This window comes from Cellulomonas sp. P1_G12_2 (genome assembly GCF_056405535.1).
In genome coordinates this window covers 383,087-400,932 of record NZ_JBFUBX010000002.1, presented here as the reverse complement: position 1 = coordinate 400,932, position 17,846 = coordinate 383,087, and the positions used below count along the sequence as shown (strand labels likewise).

Here is a 17,846-nt window from a genome sequence, read left to right as displayed (position 1 = left end):
CGCGTTTGCGCAGGTCAGCGACGAATGTCGGTGGCGGGTCGTACAGTTGTTCTATGTCCGGATCGGGTGAACTCTGCGGCGGGGGGTGAGGGTGATGACGGCGGTGCTCGACGCGGTGGACGTCCTCGCCCACACGCCGGTCGGTGCTCTCGCCGCCCCGCCACGCGTCGCCGCGGACTCACCCGCCGTCGACGGCCTGCCGGCGGACGCACCGTCTGCGCGCACCTCGACCGCGGCGGGTTCCGACCATGGCCCGCTGGTGTGGGGCGACTCGTCCCGCGGTGCGCGGCCTGGCGCGGCGCCCGCGGTCCGGCCCGGCGCACGGGTGGTCGATCTGGGTCGCGTGGAGAGCTTTCCGCTGCCGGGCGTGGCGGTCGGGGAGCTCGCCGCCCTGCTTGCGGACCTGCCGCTCGCAGACGTCTCGGACACCGCCCTGGTCAACGCGGCGACGGCCTGGCAGCAGGTCATCGCGATGGCGCAGGCGAGCCAGGCCGCGGTGATCCGGGAGATCGAGGCCCGCACTCCCGATGCGTCGGCGCGTGTGCCCGACGAGCTCGCGTGCGCACTGGTGTGCACCACCCGAGCCGCCCAGGACCTGTTCCTTCGCGCGTGGGGAGCCGGGCGGCACCCCGCCGTCGGCCGCGCCTGGGCGACAGGCGCGATCGAGGCACGCAAGGTCGACGTGATCCTGACCGAGGCTGGTCACGCCGCGCCCGGTGTGGTGGACGGGGTCGTGGCCGACGGTCTCGCGCGTGCCGGGGACATGACCGCTCCACAGCTCACCCGGCACCTGCGCGCCACCGTGATCGCGACCGACCCGACCGCCGCGGAGAAGCGCCGGGTGGCCGAACGGGCGCGGCGCAGCGTGGAGCTGGTCCTGGCCCCGGACGCGATGGCCCGACTGATCGCCTACCTGCCCGCGGAGCACGCGACCGCAGCGTTCACCGCGATCGACGCCCTCGCCGGGCACGCCGCCCTGGACGGCGACACCCGCACCGTCGACCAGCGCCGCGCGGACGCGTTCACCGACGTCTTCACCACGATCCTGGACCGGCAGGCCACCCCCGACGGCGCCCCGCTTCCCACCCGGCACGGGCAACGCGCCGCGCTTCAGGTCACCGTCGCAGCCAGCACCCTGCTCGGCCTGGACGACCAGCCGGCGAACCTGGGCTCCTACGGGCCGATCCCCGCCCAGGTCGCCCGCGAGCTCGCCCAGGACGCGACCTGGCGACGCCTGCTCACCGACGCCTCCGGGCAGGTCTGTGCCGTGGGCACCGTGACCTACCGGCCCGGCGCCGACCTCACCCGGACAGTGCAGGCGCGGGACGTCACCTGCACCTTCCCCGGCTGCCGGCAGCCGGCCACCCGCTGCGAGATCGACCATCGCGTCGCGTACGACCATTCCCACTCAGGCGCCGAGCACGCCCACGACCCGCAGACGTCGATCGACAACCTGCACGCCCTGTGCAAGCACCACCACCAGGCGAAGACCAAGGGCTGGTGGCGGGTCACCCACGACCGTCGCACCGGCGTCTCCACCTGGACCGACCGCCACGGCCTGACCTACGCCCGCCACCCCGCTCGGATCCTGGTCGCCCCCAGCGCGTTCGAGCACGGCCCACCACCCCCACCACCCCGCGACTGGGGCGACCCACCGTTCTGACCTGCGCTGAGCCGCTGTCGAGTGTGGAGCCCCGCCGCGCGTGCGCGGATCAACCGCACCAGTCGAGCCGGCCGCAGGAGCCGCCGGTCGGATGAACCCTCGGTCGCGTCGACCTGAGAGACCTCGGCCACCGACCTACTGAACTCGGCCCCGTCGACCTACTCGATCTCGGTGTGGCCGCCCCGATCCACCGACCACCGCCACGGGGTGGGGTCCGGGACCGCCGACCGTTCCGGCTGCACCTGGAGCTCGGAGCCTCCTTGGGCGAGCCGGGCGATCAACTCCGCGACGGTGACCCGCGACGGCGCACCGGACTCGTCGAACGTCACGGGGACGTCCCGTCCGGCGATCGTCCCGCGGGCGTCGCACCCCCGTCCGCTCCGTGGACGACGACCGTGCCGCTCGCTGTCGGTGGTCCACGCCAGGATGGGGCGATGGACATCGACGACGCCCGGCGGTCGGCGCTCGCGCTGCCCGAGGTCACCGAGCGGGAGAGCTGGGGGCAGCCCGCCTGGTTCCACCGCAACCTGATGGGGCGGATGTGGGACGCCGACCGGCTCACGGTCCGGGTGGAGGACGACGGGGAGCGCCTCGCCCTGGTGGAGCAGGTGCCGTCGCTGTACTCGACGACCGACCACCACGCGGGCACCAACCTCGTGCTCATCGCGCTCGATGTCGTGGATGCCGAGACCCTGCGGGCGCACCTCGCGGAGTCCTGGTGGTGGGCGGCACCGCCCGTGCTCCGGCGCCGGTACCCCCACCTGGGCCCGCCGGACGAGGTCTGAGCCGGGGAGCACGGCCTAGGCTCGCAAGAAACGAGGGACGAGGGAGCAGATGACCGAGCCCGACTGGGTCCGTCACGCGATCTGGTGGCACGTGTACCCGCTGGGCGCCGTCGGCGCGTACCCCGGGGAGCCGCCCGGCCCGGACGAGCACCGGCTCCGCCGTCTGGTCTCCTGGCTCGACCACGTGGTGGCGCTCGGCGCGTCCGGCCTCCTGCTCGGCCCCGTGTTCGCGTCGACCACGCACGGCTACGACACGGTCGACCACCTGCGCATCGACCCGCGTCTCGGCGACGACGGCGACTTCGACACCCTCGTCGCGGAGGCCCACGGACGGGGTGTGAAGGTCCTGCTCGACGGGGTGTTCAACCACGTCGGCCGGGACTCCGCGATCGCGCGTCGGTCGGTGGACGCGATCGAGGGCCGGTCCGACGACGAGGTCTGGCTCCTGCGGGACGCCGAGGGCGCGTTCGTCGGGTTCGAGGGCCACGGGGCCCTGGTCACGCTGGACCACGCGCACCCGAGCGTCGTCGACTACGTGGTCCGGGTGATGAACCACTGGCTGGACCGCGGCGCGGACGGCTGGCGGCTGGACGCGGCCTACGCGGTGCCGACGACCTTCTGGGCGCAGGTGCTCCCCCGCGTGCGGGCCGAGCACCCGGACGCGTGGTTCGTCGCCGAGGTCATCCACGGCGACTACCCCGCGTTCGTGCAGGAGTCGACCGTCGACTCGGTGACGCAGTACGAGCTGTGGAAGGCGATCTGGAGCTCGATCAGCGATGCCAACCTGTGGGAGCTCGCCTGGTCGCTGACGCGGCACGACGAGTTCCTCGAGTCGTTCGCGCCGCAGACGTTCGTCGGCAACCACGACACCACCCGTATCGCCAGCACCATCGAGGACCCCCGGCACCGGGCGCACGCGGTCGTGGTGCTCTGCACGGTCGGTGGCACCCCGACGGTCTACGCGGGCGACGAGCTGGGGTTCACCGGTGTGAAGGAGGAGCGCGAGGAGGGAGACGACGCGGTCCGCCCCGAGCTGGCCGTCGACGGCCCGGGAATCGTGGAGGATGCGGTGCTCCGCCTGCATCAGGACCTCATCGGACTGCGTCGTCGGCATCCGTGGCTGCATCGCGCCCGAACGACCCAGGTCGCTCTGACCAACACGACCTTCGTGTACGAGGTGCGCGACGGGGACGACGCGCTGCTCGTCGCGCTCAACCTCGACGACGAGCCGCTCGCCCGCCCTGCCGGCGAGGTCCTGGCCTGCGACGACGCCAGCCGCGAGCGGGACGACGTCGCGCCGCACGGCTGGGCGGTCGTCGCCCCGTAACGCCGGGAAGGGCGGCACGGGACGACGTCGCGCCGCACGGCTGGGCGGTCGTCGCCCCGTAGCGCCGGGAAGGGCGGCGCGCCGGTACCCAGCCGGCCCACCGCCCCTCCCTCACCGCACCCCCGGCGGGATCACCAGGTGGACGGCGCGGGGGGCACCACCACCGGCGGACGGTCGTCGCACGTGATCGTGTTCGGCAGCTGCCACGACCCGAACCAGGGACCGGTCGTCCCGCCACCGTCGTTGCCGCCGAGGTCGATCGACGACCACTCGGACCCGGTGGGCGGGAAGTTGAACGACCCGCAGTTGTTGATGCCGACGGCACCGACGTTGCGGGCGTCCACGTTCTCGAACGTCGCCGACCCGGCCGCCCGGGCGCTGAGCACCGAGGTGCCGGTGCCGTCCACGCGGATGTCCTTGAAGCGCAGGTTGGTGACCGAGTAGAGGTCCTTCACGGGCCAGTCGGCGACGACCATGATCGCGTTGTAGGTGTTGTCGAGGAAGTGGTCGCCGACCACCTGGACGTCCGCGTCGATGTTCCCCTGGAGCGCGTAGAACCAGATCGCCCCGAGCCCGATATTCCAGTTGAGCTCATAGGTGCCGGCCCGGACGGTCGTGTTGTCCGTGATCCAGAGGCTGCCGGTGAACGGCTCGGCGCCGAACCGGGAACCCACCTGGATGCCGCTGCCCTCGCGGATCGGGTCGGCGACGAGGTTGCCGACGAGCGTCGTGTCGTGACCGCCGTAGATCGCGATCCCGTTGGCGAGCGTCGGCGTCTGGACCGTGTTGTTCTCGAACCGGTTGCCCGAGTTGGTGGTCGTCTCCGCCCACATGGCCAGGCCGTCGTCGCCGGTGTTCCGCACGACGTTGTTCGCCGCCACGGAGTTCGTCACGCCGGTGTGGAAGTTCAGCCCGTCAGCGATCTGGTCGACGAGGTAGCTGTTCCTCACGACGAGGTTGTCCATCGGGCCGTCCACCCACACGCCGACCTTGGTGTGCTGGATGTAGAGCCCGTCGATCGTGGAGTCGCTCAGGGCACCGCCGATGCCGTTGACCTGGTCCGTGTCGATGCGCTCCCGCACGTCGCCCTGGATCGCGAACCCGGACAGGTGGACGTTCGACGAGCCCCCGACGGACGCGTCCTTGCCGTAGAACCCGACGCCGGTGTGGACCGAGCCGTCGGGTGCCGGGGTGGACAGCGCCACTTCGCGACCCCGGATGATCGTGTACCAGCTGCCGGCACCCTCGATCGTGACGTCGTCGACGACGATGTGCCGGTTCACCTGGTACGTCCCCGGCGGCACGTACACGTGCAGGTCCTTCTTCTGCGCGAACGCGATGGCCTTGTCGAACGCGTTCGCGGAGTCCTTGCGGCCGGACGGGTCGGCGCCGAAGAGCAGCACGTTCGCCGCCTTGAGCCGGACGTGCGGGAGCCCGACCTGCTCGGAGTCGAGCAGGTCGATGGTGGTCCAGGCGGCGTTCGTGCCCTGCGGGGCGGTCAGCCGGACCTTCGCACCCGCGGGGTAGGTGCGACCGAGCAGCAGGCGCTGCTCGTCGTAGAAGTGCATCGGCCGGAACGGCGTGGTGATCGTCGGGGTGGGGGTGGTCGCCGCCGGCACGCAGCCGCACTCGGTGATCCACCAGTCGGGGTGCAGCAGCCCGGCGTTCGGGTCGTTGGTGAACGGGTACTGGTTGTACAGCCACGAGTACTGCGAGGTCAGGGTCACGGTCCGCTTGCCGGAGCCGTTGACGGTGACGTCGAGGGGGGCGGTGATCCCACCGCCGGTCGCCGAGTCCGGGATCGCGTAGCGGACGGTGAGCGCGTTGGCGGCCTTCGGCAGCGTGAACTCCACGTACTGCCCGGGCAGGAGCTGCACCGCCGAGCGTCCCGACGCCTCCGCGGGCAGCGTGTACGCCGTCCGGTCGGGACCGATCACGGTGCCGGTGGTGACGGCCTTCTCGGCCTCCTGCTCGAGGAACGGGACGGTCGCACCCCGGCCGCTGACCAGCGCGGGGTCGAGGGCCGCCCGGGTGACCGGGGTGGGCACCGGCGCGGGCGGACGACCGTGGGCCGACGCCGCACCGCCGGTGCCGACGACGACGGCGACGGCCAGCGCGACGGCGAGCACGCGGGGTGCCCGACGACGGCCGGACCAGCTGACTGTGTTCCTCACGGAGCGCCTCCTTGCGCAGCCGGGACGGCGCTGGGGTGACAGGGGGCACCGCGCCGCGTGGACGGGACACACCGTACGTTCTGGACAATCGGGTAGACAAGATCGAATCGGACAAAGCAAGAACTTACGCATCTGGACGCAAGATCAGTTCGCGAGCCGACGGAGGCGCAGTCGATGCACCGCAGGAAGCGGGTGCACCGGGACTGTCAGGCGTCCAGGTGGCTGACCTCGTCCCACACCTCGGCCCAGGAGCCGCGCGGCCCGTCGCACACCTGCACCGCCCCGCCCTGCTCCTCGTTGTCCACGTCGACCCCGTTGTCGACGACGCCCACGTCCCGGCACCCGACCGCCCACGCCGGCGGTCCCCCGTACCCGACCAGGACCACGGGTCCGACCGGTCCCGTCGGCGGCCCCCACGCGGCGTACCCGTTGTGGCCGCTGAACACCGGGACGTCGGACCCGTACCACTCGAGGGCGCCGGCCTCTCCGTAGTTCGCGGTGACGACGAGCCTCGCCCCGCTGTCCGCGACCGCCTGACCGACCTCGTCCACGAGAGCCGGCCAGCCGATCATCTCCGCCTGGTCGTCGTTGATCTCCGGGTACACCGAGGCGCCGAACGGCCGCTCCGGCAGGAGCGGCAGGGCCGCGGGCCAGGCGACGAACGCGCCGAGCCCGAGCACCACGCCGGTGACCACCAGACCTCGTCGGGACCACCGCTCCTCGAGCCCGCACGCGCCGGCCGCCAGGAGCACCGGGACCGCACCCACCACGTAGTACGCCTTCCCGCCGCTGACCAGGAACACCACCACCAGCAGCAGGAACGCCCACGCCAGCGGCTTCGCCCGCACCAGCACGGGCTCGCGCAGCAGCCGCACGAGCCCGTAGAGCCACAGCGCGGCGGCGACCGGGCTGAGCTGGACCAGCAGGAGCCCGACGAACTCCAGCCGCGGGCCGAGCCCGGAGTACTCGTCGCGGATGTCGGCGGCGAGCTCCAGCTGCGGCCACCCGTGAGTCGCCTGCCACACGAGGTTCGGCAGCCAGATCAGGACGGCGAGGCCCGCGCCCGCCCAGGCCCACGGCGAGCGCAGGTGGTGCCGGACCTGCGGGGTCAGTGCGACGCCGACGACGATCCCGACGAGCAGGAACGCCACGAGGTGCTTGTCCAGCAGGGCCACCCCCGAGAGCACGCCGACCACCAGCCACCCGCGCGGCGCATCGCGGGACAGCGTCCGCAGCACGACGTACACGATCGCGACCCAGAACAGGGTGTCGATCGTCGTGGTCGACAGGATGTGCCCGAGGGTCACGACGACCACCCCGGTGCCGGTCGCGACCGCCGTGAGCACCTGCGCGCCCGCCCTGCCGCCCAGCTCCCGCGCGGTCAGGGCGGCGAGCACGACGACGGCAGCCGCCGCGAGCGCGCTCGGCACGTGCAGCGCGACGAGCGAACCGGGCGCGACGAGGTCCGCGGCACGGGCGATCAGCGGGGTCAGGGGCGGCTGGTCGGGGTAGCCCCACGCGAGGCGGCGGCCGGCGGCGACGAAGTAGAGCTCGTCCCGGTGCGGGCCGTAGCGACCGGACAGGGCGACGAGCACCGCGAGCAGCGCGCCCGCGGCTGTGAAGACCCAGAGCGTCGCGAACGGAGCCACGGCCGGGAGCTCGCCGGGACGCCGGCCGACGTCGGCGACGACCACACGCGGACAGTAGCGAACCGGCCGCGCGCTGCGGCAGGGGGCGGGTGAGACTGGTGCGCATGATCACTGCACCGATCCCCACCCTGACCCTGCCCGGAGGGCAGATCCCCGTCGTCGGCCTCGGCACCTGGCAGTCCGAGGGCGGCGAGGCCGAGCGCGCGGTCAGCGCGGCCCTGCAGCTGGGCTACCGGCACATCGACACCGCCACCGGCTACGGCAACGAGGCCGAGGTCGGCCGCGCGCTGGCCACGGTCGGCATCGACCGCGACGACGTCTTCCTCACCACCAAGCTGCCCCCGGACCACGCCGGCCGCGCCCGCCGCACCCTCACCGAGTCGCTGGCCGCACTGGGCACCGGCCACCTGGACCTCTGGCTGATCCACTGGCCGCCTAACCGCCAGGCGTCGCCGGAGACGTGGCAGGTGTTCCGCGAGGTCCGCGACGAGGGCCTGGTCCGCTCGATCGGCGTGTCCAACTACTCGATCGGGCAGCTCGACGAGCTCATCGCCGCCACCGGCGAGGCCCCCGCGGTCAACCAGATCCCGTACAGCCCGCGCGACCACGACCCGGACCTGCTGGCCGCCCACCGCGAGCGCGGCATCGTCGTCGAGGGGTACAGCCCGCTCAAGCGGACCAGCCTGGACTCCCCTGCCCTGGTGACCGCGGCGGAGGCGCACGGCGTCACCCCCGCGCAGGTGGTGCTGCGCTGGCACGTGCAGCACGACGTCGTCGTCATCCCGAAGTCCACCCGGCAGGAGCGGATCGCGGCCAACCTGGACATCCTCGGGTTCGAGCTCACGGGCGAGCAGATGGCGGCGATCGACGCCCTGCGCTGACCGTCGGCACGTCCGAGCCTGCTCACTCCAGCAGGTAGGTGTCGTCCGAGGTGGGCGACCAGCCGATGAGCATCCCGCCGTAGACCTGGACGTCGAACACGTCCTCGGGGTACGGGATGAAGCGGGTCTTCTCCCCGGTGACCAGGTCGTAGCCGGTCATCCCGGTACCGGTCGCGTCGGCGCCGAGCTGCTCGATGCTGCCCCCGGTGAAGGCGGAGGACAGGAGCAGGTCGCGCCCGTCGGTGGTCAAGGCCCCGATCGAGGACGAGGGCAGGTCCTGCTTCCAGACGACCGCTCCCGTGCGTCCGTCGAGCGCGGCGATCCCCGTGCCCGTCGTGAGGTACACCCTCCCGCGCGCGACCAGCGCGTACCCGGTGGACTGCAGGTCGACCTCCCACCGAGGATCCCCGGTGCGCCGGTCCCACGCGTACAGGTGGTCGGACGAGGTCACCACCAGGTCCGGCACGCTGCCGTCGTCGACGACGAGGTTGATCAGCCCGCCGTCGAGCCTCACGTCGGAGGCTGGGTCTCCGTCCGCCGCGAGCAGCGTCGTGGACTGGACCCCCGTGGAGGCGTAGTCCTGGAGGACGAGGTTGCCCGTCATGGCGTCGGTCCCGTACCCGCCGTGCTCGCTGTCGGACGTCGACCACAGGTCGTCGCGGACCGACTCCCCTGACGCGGACACCAGACCGAGGCGGCTCCCGACGGAGTAGACGACGACGTCCCCCGCGCGCATGAAGCCCCAGTACTGCGAGCCCTCCTCCCCGCCGGTCTCGTCGATGCGCGCACGCGGATCGTCGTACGTCCACCGCTCGTCGCCGGTGCGCAGGTCGTACGCGACGACCTCCAGGCGCTCCGTGTCCCGCGTGCCCACCAGCAGCAGCCCGCGCAGCACGGCGAGCTGCGCACCGGCCTCGACGGCACGCTCGGACAGCACCCGCCCGTCCTCGGGGTCGAGCACCATCGCACGGGTGGTCGTCGCCGGCACGCGCTCGTCGAGCCCGTTCCCGTCCTCGTCCGTCGAGTAGCGCGTGAAACCGTCGGTCACCAGGCACACCGCGACCGACGCCACCTCGTGAGGGCCGACGTCCGACTGGCAGCCGCCGCCGTAGCTGTTCTCGAGCGACCCGGCACGCTCGGCGTTCGGCCCGAGCAGGGGCGTGGACCAGAGCGTCGCGCCGGTGCGCCGGTCGACCGCGACGAACGCCTGTGACCCGTCCGCAGCGACGTCCAGGCTGGAGGTCACGCCGTTCGCGGCCTTGACCCCGCCCCAGAGCGCGTAGACGTCGGCCCGCGAGATCGCGCGCACCGCGGTCAGCTCGTCCCCGAACGGGGGCAGGACCCCCGGAACGGCGGCGAGCCGGGCGACGGCCGCCTCCTCGCGAGCGTCCACCACCCACTGCGTCCCGACGAGTGCCAGCGCGACGACCGCGACGCCGACCACGACCCAGATCCGTCCTCGCCGCGACCGCGCCGGCTCCGCCACCAGCTCGACGGACGGCTCCTCGCCGTCGAGCAGCTCGACGTCCTGCATCCCGCCACCCCGCGCCATGGCGGGACCCTACTCGTTCGTGCTGGTCAGCCGAGGACCGCGAGCCTCCCGTCGTCGCCCCAGCCCAGGAACAGGTGCCCGACCGCGAGGCTCGACCGGAGCCCGTCGGGGAGCGGGACGCGCCAGACGGTCCGGCCGTCCTCCAGTGCGTAGGCGACGAGCTCACTGCGGGGTCCGCCGACGACGGGCTGGTCGGCGGCGACCAGGAGCTCGCCGTCCGTGACCAGGAACCCCGGCACGTTCCCCTCGGCGGTGACCCCCCGCCAGACCACGTCCCCGGTCCTGCCATCGAGCGCGACCACCCCGGCCTGCGTGCTCAGGTACACCCGCCCGTGCAGGACCAGCGCGTTCACCGACGCCACGACGTCCGACTTCCAGCGCGCGTCACCGGTGGACCGGTCCCAGCCGCGCACGTTCCCGCCGGACGTGAGCACCAGGTCCGGCACGCTCCCGTCGTCGACCGTGAACGGCAGCACCTCACCGGGCAGCTCGACGTCCGCGCGCCCCCGCTCGACCAGCGTGGACCACAGCCCACCCGAGCCGCTGCTGTACAGCAGGACGGCGCGGCCGGCGACGGGGTCGACCGCATGGTCCGCGTTCCCGGGCCGGCTGACGCGGAGCACCTGTCCCGAGGGCGAGAGCACCGTGGCGGTCCAGCCGGGGATCGTGACGCCGACGAGCCCCTCGACCGCGAACAGGCGCACCTCCCCGGCGAATGCCCGGCGGTCGGCGCCCGGCAGCGGCGGGCTGAACCGCCAGCGCACGTCGCCGGTGCGCAGGTCCCGACCGGTCACCTCGGTCCGGCCGTCCCGACCGGGCACGCCCACGACCGCGAGCCCCGGCAGCGCCGCCAGCGTGGTGGCGCCGGGTGCGGGAACGTCGGCGGCCACCCGCCCGTCGGCGGTGTCGAGGACCACCACGCGGGTGCTCGTCGCGGGCTTGCGGGTCTCGACGCCCTCGTCCCCGTACTGCACGAAGCCGTCGCTGACCAGGCACGCCGCCTGCCGGGGTGCGCCCTCGTCGGCCGGCACGGGCACGCAGGTGCCGGCCGCCGACCGGTCCAGCGACCGCGCCCGGTCCGGGTCGGCCCCGACGAGCGGCGTCGAGAACCGCTGCTCCCCCGTGCGCTGGTCGAGCGCGACGAACGACTGGGACCCGTCATCCGCGACGGACAGGCCGAGCGCCGCGCCGCCGACCTCGATGCCCTGCGTGAGCACCCCGGTCTCTGCGGGGTCCGGCCGCCACAGGACGCCGACGTCCGCGTCGAGCGCGCGCACGACGCCCGGGGTCGCCACGAGCCGGGCCGACTCCGCACGCTCCCGGACGTCGAGGACCACCTGCGTCACGACCAGCGCCGCGACGACGGCGCCGGCGGCACCCCCGACCCACCACCACAGCCGCGCAGGGCGGGCCGACGGAGCCGCGACGGGCGCCGACGACTCGGCCGGCTCGTCCAGCTCGACGTGCTGCATCGCACCGCGCGGCATTGCCCGACGCTAACCCCGGAGGCCGGCCGCGGCGCGCGCACATCGGGTGAGACTCACGAATCCCGCAGCCGGCGCTCCAGGTACTCCTGCTCGGCGCGGTTCGAGGTGCGGGTGAGCGCCTCGCGGTAAGCCGCCGCCGCCTCCGCCCGGCGGCCCAGGCGGCGCAGCAGGTCGGCGCGGACCGCGGGGGCCAGGGGATGGTCACCGGCGCCCGCGAGCGCGGCGAGCCCAGCCTCCGGGCCGCGGTCCATGCCCACCGCGACAGCTCGGTTCACCTGCACCGCAGGCGACGGGACCACCTCCACCAGCTGGTCGTACAGGCCGACGATCCGCCCCCAGTCCGTGTCCCCCGCCGAGGCCGCGGTCGCATGGCACGCCGCGATCAGCGCCTGCAGCTGGTACGGGCCGACGCGTTCCCGCAGCACCGCCCGCCGCAGCTCGGCCAGGCCCGCCTCGATCGCCCCGCGGTCCCACGCGGACCGGTCCTGCTCCTCGAGCGGGACCAGCACACCGTCGTGGTCCGTGCGGGCCGGCGTGCGCGCGTGGTGCAGGAGCATCAGGGCGTGCAGACCCGCGACCTCCGGGTCGTCCAGCGCCAGACCGCTGAGCACGTGCGTCAGGTCGATCGCCTCGTGGCAGAGGTCCACCCGTACCAGGTGCGGTCCTGCGGTCGCCGCGTAGCCCTCCGTGAACACCAGGTAGAGCACCGCGAGCACGGCGGGTGTGCGCTCGGGCAGCTGGGCGGCGGACGGCACCCGGTAGGGGATGCCGGCGACCGCGATCTTGCGCTTGGTGCGCACCAGCCGCTTGGCCATGGTCGGCTCTGGCACCCCGAACAGCCGGGCGATCTCCGCCGTCGTCAGGCCGCACAGGGTGCGCAGCGCCAGCTCCACCCGGGAGGACAGGGCCAGCGCCGGGTGGCAGCAGGTGAACAGCAGCCGGAGGCGTTCGTCGGCGATCCCGCTGGCCAGGACGTCGAGATCCGGCTCGTCGGGCTCGACCACCAGCGCCCGGAGCTTCTCGGCGCCGACGCGCTCACGCCGGATCCGGTCGATGGCACGGTGACGCGCGGTCGTGGTGAGCCAGGCGCGCGGCACATCAGGGATGCCGTCCCTCCGCCAGGTGCGCAGGGCCGACGCGAACGCCTCCTGCGCGCACTCCTCCGCCAGGTCCCAGTCCCCGGTGAGCCGGATCAGCGTGGCGACGAGCCGTCCCCAGTCCCGGGCGAACGTGTCTGCGAGGACCTGTTCGACCTCGTCGGTCACGTCGTGCGCACCGGGCGCACCTCGACCTGGCCGATGGCCGCCGCGGGGTGCGCCGCCGCGATCGCGACCGCCTCGTCGAGGTCCGCGCAGTCGACGAGCGCCAGCCCGCCGACCTGCTCGCGCCCCTCGGCGAACGGGCCGTCGGTCAGCAGGACCTCGCCGCCCCGCAGACGCACGGTCGTGGCGGTCTCGCTGGGGTGCAGACCGACGTGCGCGCGCAGCACCCCGCGCCGTTCCAGGTCGGAGAACCAGGCGTCGAACGACGCGAACGCGCCTTCGCGCATCCGCGACGCCGCGAGCTCCTCGTCGGCACTGATCAGCAACAGGTACTGCATGTCGGCTCCCCGCTCTCGAGTGGTGTCCTTCATGGACGAGCGCGCAGGGCCAGGATGGACAGCATGGCGCGAGGTGTCCATGACACGAGGCGCTCTTCGTCCCCCTGGTGACAGCACCCCTTCGACACCCCCGGAGAACCCCATGGAGACGCTCACCTCCGCCGACGGCACCCCGATCGCGTACGACCGCGCGGGGGACGGGCCCGCGATCGTCGTCACCACCGGCGCGTTCAACGACCACACCACCTGCGCGCACCTCGCCGCGCGCCTGACCGGCGACCACACCGTGGTGACCTACGACCGCCGCGCCCGCGGGCTCAGCGGCGACACGGCCCCGTACGCGATCGAGCGGGAGCTCGAGGACCTCGCCGCGATCATCCGTGTCGCGGGCGGCAGCGCCGCGGTGTTCGGGTACTCCTCGGGAGGGATCCTCGCGCTCGCCGCGGCCGCGGCCGGGCTGCCGATCACCCACCTCGCCCTCTACGAGGCGCCGTTCGCGCTGGGCACCCTGACCGCGCGCGCGGCCGACCTTCCGGCGCGGATCGAGGCGCTGGTCGCCGACGGGAGGCCCGGGGACGCGGTCGCCCTGTTCCAGACCGAGGGCATCGGCCTGCCCGCGACCCTCGTCGAGCAGATCCGCTCCTCGCCGGCCTGGCAGTCGCTCGTCGCGATCGCACAGAGCACGGTCTACGACGCCACCATCACGGCGACCCTCGGGGTACCGACGCCGGCCATGCGCGCCATCGACGTCCCGACGTGGGTGATCACCGGCGCGGAGACGTGGCCCGGCCTGCCGGAGTCCGCCGCCGCGCTTGCCGGGCTGCTCCCGCACGCCAGGCACGTCGTGGTACCCGGTGGCGCCGACCACGGCATCCCACCGGAGGCCACCGCGGCAGCCGTGCGGGAGCTGCTGGCCTGGTCACCAGCGGTGCGCGACGTCCACGACCACGCGTGACCCGGTTCCCGGACCGTCCAGGACGAACACGCGGAACGGCAACCGCGCCCTGACCCCCAGGCCGAGGCTGGTGTAGCCCTCGAACGTCCCGGCGAACACGACCTGCCGGAACGTGCGGTAGCCGGAGACGTTGCGCAGCTCGAGCTTGTTGGCCGGCGAGTACGTCGGGTTGCCGTTGACGTCGTACGCCGGGTCGTTCACGGTGATCTGCAGGGCCGCGCCGCCGCGGGTCGGGATCGGCTCGCCGGAGCCGTCCTGCACCACCTGGGCCACGTAGGACACCGTGTACCCACCGACGTCGCCCGCGACATCGACCACGAGCCGGTCGTAGCAGCTGTGCCGACCGGTCCGGACGTTCACCACCGGCGCCTGCGACAGGGACGGCGCCGACTTGGTGAGCGACCCCCACACGAGGCCGCAGTAGGGCGCCGCCGTGGCGGGCGATGCCGGGATCATCAGGAACGTGCCGACCAGCAGCAGGACCGACAGGAATGCACGCTTCATCGCACGACTCCTCCGTCGCGCGGGCCCCCGCGGATGGATGCCCGGTCCTCCAGTTTACGACCGGGGAACCTTGACATAACGGGTGAAACGGCGCCGCTCAGAGCTCGGGGACGCACTCCCCGCGGCCGAGCGCAGCCAGTCCGGTCAGGTCCCCGACGCCGAGGTCGGAGACCCCCTCCTGCGCCTCGGGATACATGAGCTGCGTCGTGTCCTCGACGTGCTGGAGCCCGACGAGGTGACCGACCTCGTGCAGCACGATGGACCGGGCGATCGCGTCGCCGCCGGGATGGGTGGAGGACTCGGCGAGCTGCGGGGCGTCGAGCACCACCTGCCCGGTCACGTAGACCTCCGGCCCGTCCGCCAGGCTCACGTGGACGCTCCCGGCGGCGCCGGCGACGAAGCCGGCGAGGGTCGCGTCCTCCCGCGGCGAGGACCAGCTGAACAGCACGGGCGCCCACCGGTCGCCGTAGCGCTCGGGCTGGTAGGCCTCCCGTCGGGGCGACGGCGCCTCGGTCGTCGTGCCGTCGTCGACGAACTGCAGCCCCGTGGCCAGCGAGATCCGCGCGACGGCGTCCGCGATGAGCTGCTGGCCCCCGTCCGGCGCGGCGTCCGGGCGCGTCACGTAGTGGATCGGCCGGCACGGGTCGTAGGCGACGGGCGTGGCGCGGTCGTCCTGGACCGCCACGTAGGCGAACGAGGCGCTCGTCCCCGGCACCGGGGCCGGCGTCCCGAGCGCAGCCGACGCGGCGCCCGTGCCCGGGGTCGGTGCGTCCGGGTTGCGGGCCGCCGTGGGAGTCGGCTCCGGGGCACCCGCCCAGGCGAGCACCTGCGGCAAGCGTCCGGACTGGACGACCCACGTCCCGCCCGCCAGCGCGGCGACCACGAGCACGGCCACGACCGTCGACGAGCGCGACGTCGACCTGGCCGACGGGTCCGGTGCGAGCGAACGTCCGCGGCGCACGCCGACGCGCCGTCGGCGACGGCCCCGCACCCCGCCCGGAGCGTCTGAGGTCCGCGCCTCGGGCGGTCCGGCACCGCGGGCGGCGGCCTCGTCGATGACCCACTGCGGCACCCGCCCGGACGGCGAGCGTGGCAGGTCGTCCGGGGCCGGAGGCCCAGCAGGTCCGTTCACCGGCACCCCTCGCTCAGGGGCCCGGGACGGACCCTCGACGTCATCGGCACGGCGGCGCGCTCGCTGGAGGGTGTGCGCGCAGAAGCCCGGCCGCCGGAGGGAGGGTATCCGGAGGCCGGGCTTCGCGTGGGCTACTTCAGCCCGGTGGACAGCGCGCTGATCAGCTCGCCGTTGGACGTGTCACCCGACAGCTCCCAGAAGAAGGCGCCACCCAGTCCCTTGCCCTTGGCCCACGACGTCTTGCCGGCCAGCGTGCTGGGCGTGTCGTAGCCCCACCACTCCGAGCCGCACTTGGCGTACGCCGTCCCGCCGACGGTGCCCGTGACCGGGCACTTGTTCTTGAGCACCTTGTAGTCTTCGATGCCGGCCTCGTACGTGCCCGGCGCGGCGCCTGTCGCCGAACCCCCGGGTGCCGTCTGCGTGACCCCGGTCCAGCCACGGCCGTAGAAGCCGACGCCGAGCAGGATCTTGTTGGCCGGGACGCCCTTGGCGATGAGCTTGTTGACGGCCGCCTCGGTGTTGAAGCCCGCCTGCGGGATGCCCGTGTAGGACGTCAGCGGCGAGTGCGGTGCCGTCGGACCCGTCGGGTTGAACGCCCCGAAGTAGTCGTAGGACATCGGCATGATCCAGTCGAGCTTCTGCGCTCCCGCGGCGTAGTCGGCCGCGTCGATCTTGCCGCCGGTGCTGCCGTCGGCGGTGATGGCCGCCGTGATCAGCTTGCCGCTGCCGAACTTGGTGCGCAGGGCCGTGATGACGTTGTTGAACGACGCCGGGCCGCTCGAGTCGCACGACAGCCCGCACGCGTTCGGGTACTCCCAGTCGATGTCGATGCCGTCGAACAGACCGGCCCAGCGGGAGTCGTTGAGCAGGTTGTAGCAGGAGTCGGCGAACGCGGTCGGGTTGGCCGCCGCCTGCGTGAAGCCGGACGACCAGGTCCAGCCGCCGAACGACCAGATGACCTTGAGGCCGGGGTGCATGGCCTTGAGCTTCTTCAGCTGGTTGAAGTTGCCGCGCAGGGGCTGGTCCCACGTGTCGGCGACGCCGTCGACCGAGTCCGCCGCGGTGTACGCCTTGTCGTAGGCCGCGTACGAGTCACCGATCGAGCACTGCCCGCCGGTGGTGTTGCCGAACGCGTACAGGATGTGGGTCAGCTTCGATGCCGAGCCGCTCGTCTCGATGTTCTTCACGTGGTAGTTGCGGCCGTAGACGCCCCACTCGGCGAAGTAGCCGACGAGCTTCTTGCCACCCGGGGGCGGCGGCGTGGTGGTCGTCGGCGTCGGGGTCGGAGTGGGCGTCGTGGTCGTCGTCGGGGTGGGCGTCGGTGTGCTGGTGGGGGTGCCCCCGGTGCACGCCACGCCGTTGATGCTGCACGTCGCGGGGCTCTTGAACGGCCCGGTCGCCACGTAGCCCCAGGTCAGCGATGCCCCGGGCGCGAGGGTCGGCGCCCAGCTCTTGTTCTTCGCCGTGTAGTGGTTGCCGCTGCGCGTGACGTCGGCGTCCCACGAGCTGCTGATGGTGTCCCCGGCGGGGAGGTCGAACTCGATCGTCCACCCGTTCACCTCCGTCGTGCCGGAGTTGGTGACCTTGACGTTGACCTGGTGGCCCGTGCCCCAGTCGCCGGCGGAGGTGAAGGTGGCGCCGATCGTGCCTGCGGCGAACGCCGGCTGGGAGGCGACCAGGGCGGCGAGCAGCGTGATCACCGCGGCGAGCGCCGTGGTGATCAGGACGGGACGTCGTCGGCCCATCGGTGTCTGGCTGGAGTGTCTGGCGAAAGCCATCGTGCGGTCCCCTGTCCATCGTCGGAGCGTCGAATATGTAAGGAGTGTGTACTAATGGTTCACAAGGACGGTAACCGGGGTCACAGGGTGAAGTCAATGCCTGGCGCCACCTCGGCCGAGCGTCACCCGAACGTGCATTTCTCTCGCGCCACGGGCTGAAATGCGTTGTCCTGACGCCCGAGGGCGCGCGTCCGGAATGTCCGGCAGGGCCGTGCGGGCGCGCGACATCGTGCCTGTTGGATACGTGTCACCGCGCGTCTCGCAGCGGATCTCCCCATGGCCGCACCCGTTGCCGGCTGGGTCCCGAAGTGCCATTTCCCGCACCGTTCGTGAATGCAACGTGCGCATTTCTCGGCGCA

General features: G+C 73.0%; 15 protein-coding genes. 5 read left to right on the top strand and 10 right to left on the bottom strand.

The genetic code is table 11. The features are described from left to right. Window positions 1-94 precede the first annotated feature (94 nt). Window positions 95-1,663, top strand: coding sequence for an HNH endonuclease signature motif containing protein (locus AC1DXT_RS09855; protein WP_477061176.1), 1,569 nt, complete (start codon window positions 95-97; stop codon window positions 1,661-1,663). Window positions 1,664-1,821: 158 nt separating this feature from the next. Here AC1DXT_RS09855 and AC1DXT_RS09850 read toward each other — a convergent pair whose 3' ends face one another. Then, window positions 1,822-1,992, bottom strand: coding sequence for a hypothetical protein (locus tag AC1DXT_RS09850; RefSeq protein ID WP_477061175.1), 171 nt, complete (start codon window positions 1,990-1,992; stop codon window positions 1,822-1,824). A gap of 105 nt (window positions 1,993-2,097) precedes the next feature. Here AC1DXT_RS09850 and AC1DXT_RS09845 point away from each other — a divergent pair, with 105 nt between their 5' ends. Next, the gene (locus AC1DXT_RS09845; protein WP_477061174.1) at window positions 2,098-2,448 is read left to right on the top strand and encodes an MmcQ/YjbR family DNA-binding protein; all 351 of its coding nucleotides are present in this window, start codon (window positions 2,098-2,100) and stop codon (window positions 2,446-2,448) included. A 49-nt stretch (window positions 2,449-2,497) separates the two neighbouring features. Then, window positions 2,498-3,775 carry an alpha-amylase family glycosyl hydrolase gene (locus AC1DXT_RS09840; protein ID WP_477061173.1) on the top strand — a complete coding sequence of 426 codons (1,278 nt, stop codon included), beginning with the start codon at window positions 2,498-2,500 and terminating at the stop codon, window positions 3,773-3,775. A 131-nt stretch (window positions 3,776-3,906) separates the two neighbouring features. Here the strand turns inward: AC1DXT_RS09840 and AC1DXT_RS09835 are convergent, their stop codons facing one another. Further along, window positions 3,907-5,949, bottom strand: a complete 2,043-nt coding sequence (locus tag AC1DXT_RS09835) for a glycosyl hydrolase family 28-related protein (RefSeq protein ID WP_477061172.1) — start codon at window positions 5,947-5,949, stop codon at window positions 3,907-3,909. A 206-nt stretch (window positions 5,950-6,155) separates the two neighbouring features. After that, window positions 6,156-7,643: a glycosyltransferase family 39 protein gene (locus AC1DXT_RS09830; RefSeq protein WP_477061171.1), complete on the bottom strand. Its 1,488-nt coding sequence runs from the start codon at window positions 7,641-7,643 to the stop codon at window positions 6,156-6,158. A 59-nt stretch (window positions 7,644-7,702) separates the two neighbouring features. On the opposite strand from AC1DXT_RS09830, the gene AC1DXT_RS09825 reads away from it, so the two are divergent. Next, window positions 7,703-8,479 (top strand): aldo/keto reductase, encoded by a 777-nt coding sequence (locus AC1DXT_RS09825; protein WP_477061170.1) that lies wholly within the window; start codon window positions 7,703-7,705, stop codon window positions 8,477-8,479. Window positions 8,480-8,501: 22 nt separating this feature from the next. On the opposite strand, the gene AC1DXT_RS09820 is transcribed toward AC1DXT_RS09825, so the two are convergent. Genes AC1DXT_RS09820 through AC1DXT_RS09805 form a run of 4 tightly spaced genes read right to left on the bottom strand, consistent with a single transcriptional unit; the run spans window position 8,502 to window position 13,118 of the window. Continuing rightward, window positions 8,502-10,031 (bottom strand): outer membrane protein assembly factor BamB family protein, encoded by a 1,530-nt coding sequence (locus AC1DXT_RS09820; protein ID WP_477061169.1) that lies wholly within the window; start codon window positions 10,029-10,031, stop codon window positions 8,502-8,504. Window positions 10,032-10,057: 26 nt separating this feature from the next. Next, window positions 10,058-11,518 (bottom strand): outer membrane protein assembly factor BamB family protein, encoded by a 1,461-nt coding sequence (locus AC1DXT_RS09815; protein WP_477061168.1) that lies wholly within the window; start codon window positions 11,516-11,518, stop codon window positions 10,058-10,060. A 53-nt stretch (window positions 11,519-11,571) separates the two neighbouring features. Beyond that, a complete protein-coding gene (locus tag AC1DXT_RS09810) occupies window positions 11,572-12,783 on the bottom strand; it encodes an RNA polymerase sigma factor (RefSeq protein ID WP_477061167.1) in 1,212 nt (403 codons plus the stop codon). Continuing rightward, complete coding sequence (locus AC1DXT_RS09805; RefSeq protein WP_477061166.1) at window positions 12,780-13,118, bottom strand: YciI family protein; 339 nt, start codon at window positions 13,116-13,118, stop codon at window positions 12,780-12,782. Before AC1DXT_RS09805 ends, AC1DXT_RS09810 begins: the two co-directional genes overlap by 4 nt. Window positions 13,119-13,260: 142 nt before the next feature. Between AC1DXT_RS09805 and AC1DXT_RS09800 the strand changes: the two genes are divergently transcribed. Then, the gene (locus AC1DXT_RS09800; RefSeq protein ID WP_477061165.1) at window positions 13,261-14,073 is read left to right on the top strand and encodes an alpha/beta fold hydrolase; all 813 of its coding nucleotides are present in this window, start codon (window positions 13,261-13,263) and stop codon (window positions 14,071-14,073) included. On the opposite strand, the gene AC1DXT_RS09795 is transcribed toward AC1DXT_RS09800, so the two are convergent. From AC1DXT_RS09795 to AC1DXT_RS09785, 3 genes are all read right to left on the bottom strand, one after another. After that, window positions 14,038-14,577: an AMIN-like domain-containing (lipo)protein gene (locus tag AC1DXT_RS09795; protein ID WP_477061164.1), complete on the bottom strand. Its 540-nt coding sequence runs from the start codon at window positions 14,575-14,577 to the stop codon at window positions 14,038-14,040. The two genes, AC1DXT_RS09800 and AC1DXT_RS09795, sit on opposite strands and share 36 nt — an antisense overlap. Window positions 14,578-14,674: 97 nt before the next feature. Next, window positions 14,675-15,709 carry a matrixin family metalloprotease gene (locus AC1DXT_RS09790; RefSeq protein WP_477061163.1) on the bottom strand — a complete coding sequence of 345 codons (1,035 nt, stop codon included), beginning with the start codon at window positions 15,707-15,709 and terminating at the stop codon, window positions 14,675-14,677. Between the two features lie 131 nt (window positions 15,710-15,840). Next, on the bottom strand, window positions 15,841-17,454 hold the full coding sequence (locus AC1DXT_RS09785; protein WP_477061162.1) for a glycosyl hydrolase family 18 protein: 1,614 nt from the start codon (window positions 17,452-17,454) through the stop codon (window positions 15,841-15,843). Window positions 17,455-17,846 lie beyond the last annotated feature (392 nt).

Coding starts and splice junctions, on each gene's coding strand:
- AC1DXT_RS09800 (WP_477061165.1), top strand. CDS start 13,261: ATGGAGACGCTCACCTCCGCCGACGGCACCCCGATCGCGTACGACCGC.
- AC1DXT_RS09845 (WP_477061174.1), top strand. CDS start 2,098: ATGGACATCGACGACGCCCGGCGGTCGGCGCTCGCGCTGCCCGAGGTC.
- AC1DXT_RS09795 (WP_477061164.1), bottom strand. CDS start 14,577: ATGAAGCGTGCATTCCTGTCGGTCCTGCTGCTGGTCGGCACGTTCCTG.
- AC1DXT_RS09785 (WP_477061162.1), bottom strand. CDS start 17,454: ATGGGCCGACGACGTCCCGTCCTGATCACCACGGCGCTCGCCGCGGTG.
- AC1DXT_RS09840 (WP_477061173.1), top strand. CDS start 2,498: ATGACCGAGCCCGACTGGGTCCGTCACGCGATCTGGTGGCACGTGTAC.
- AC1DXT_RS09825 (WP_477061170.1), top strand. CDS start 7,703: ATGATCACTGCACCGATCCCCACCCTGACCCTGCCCGGAGGGCAGATC.
- AC1DXT_RS09805 (WP_477061166.1), bottom strand. CDS start 13,118: ATGCAGTACCTGTTGCTGATCAGTGCCGACGAGGAGCTCGCGGCGTCG.
- AC1DXT_RS09855 (WP_477061176.1), top strand. CDS start 95: ATGACGGCGGTGCTCGACGCGGTGGACGTCCTCGCCCACACGCCGGTC.
- AC1DXT_RS09820 (WP_477061169.1), bottom strand. CDS start 10,031: ATGGCGCGGGGTGGCGGGATGCAGGACGTCGAGCTGCTCGACGGCGAG.
- AC1DXT_RS09815 (WP_477061168.1), bottom strand. CDS start 11,518: ATGCCGCGCGGTGCGATGCAGCACGTCGAGCTGGACGAGCCGGCCGAG.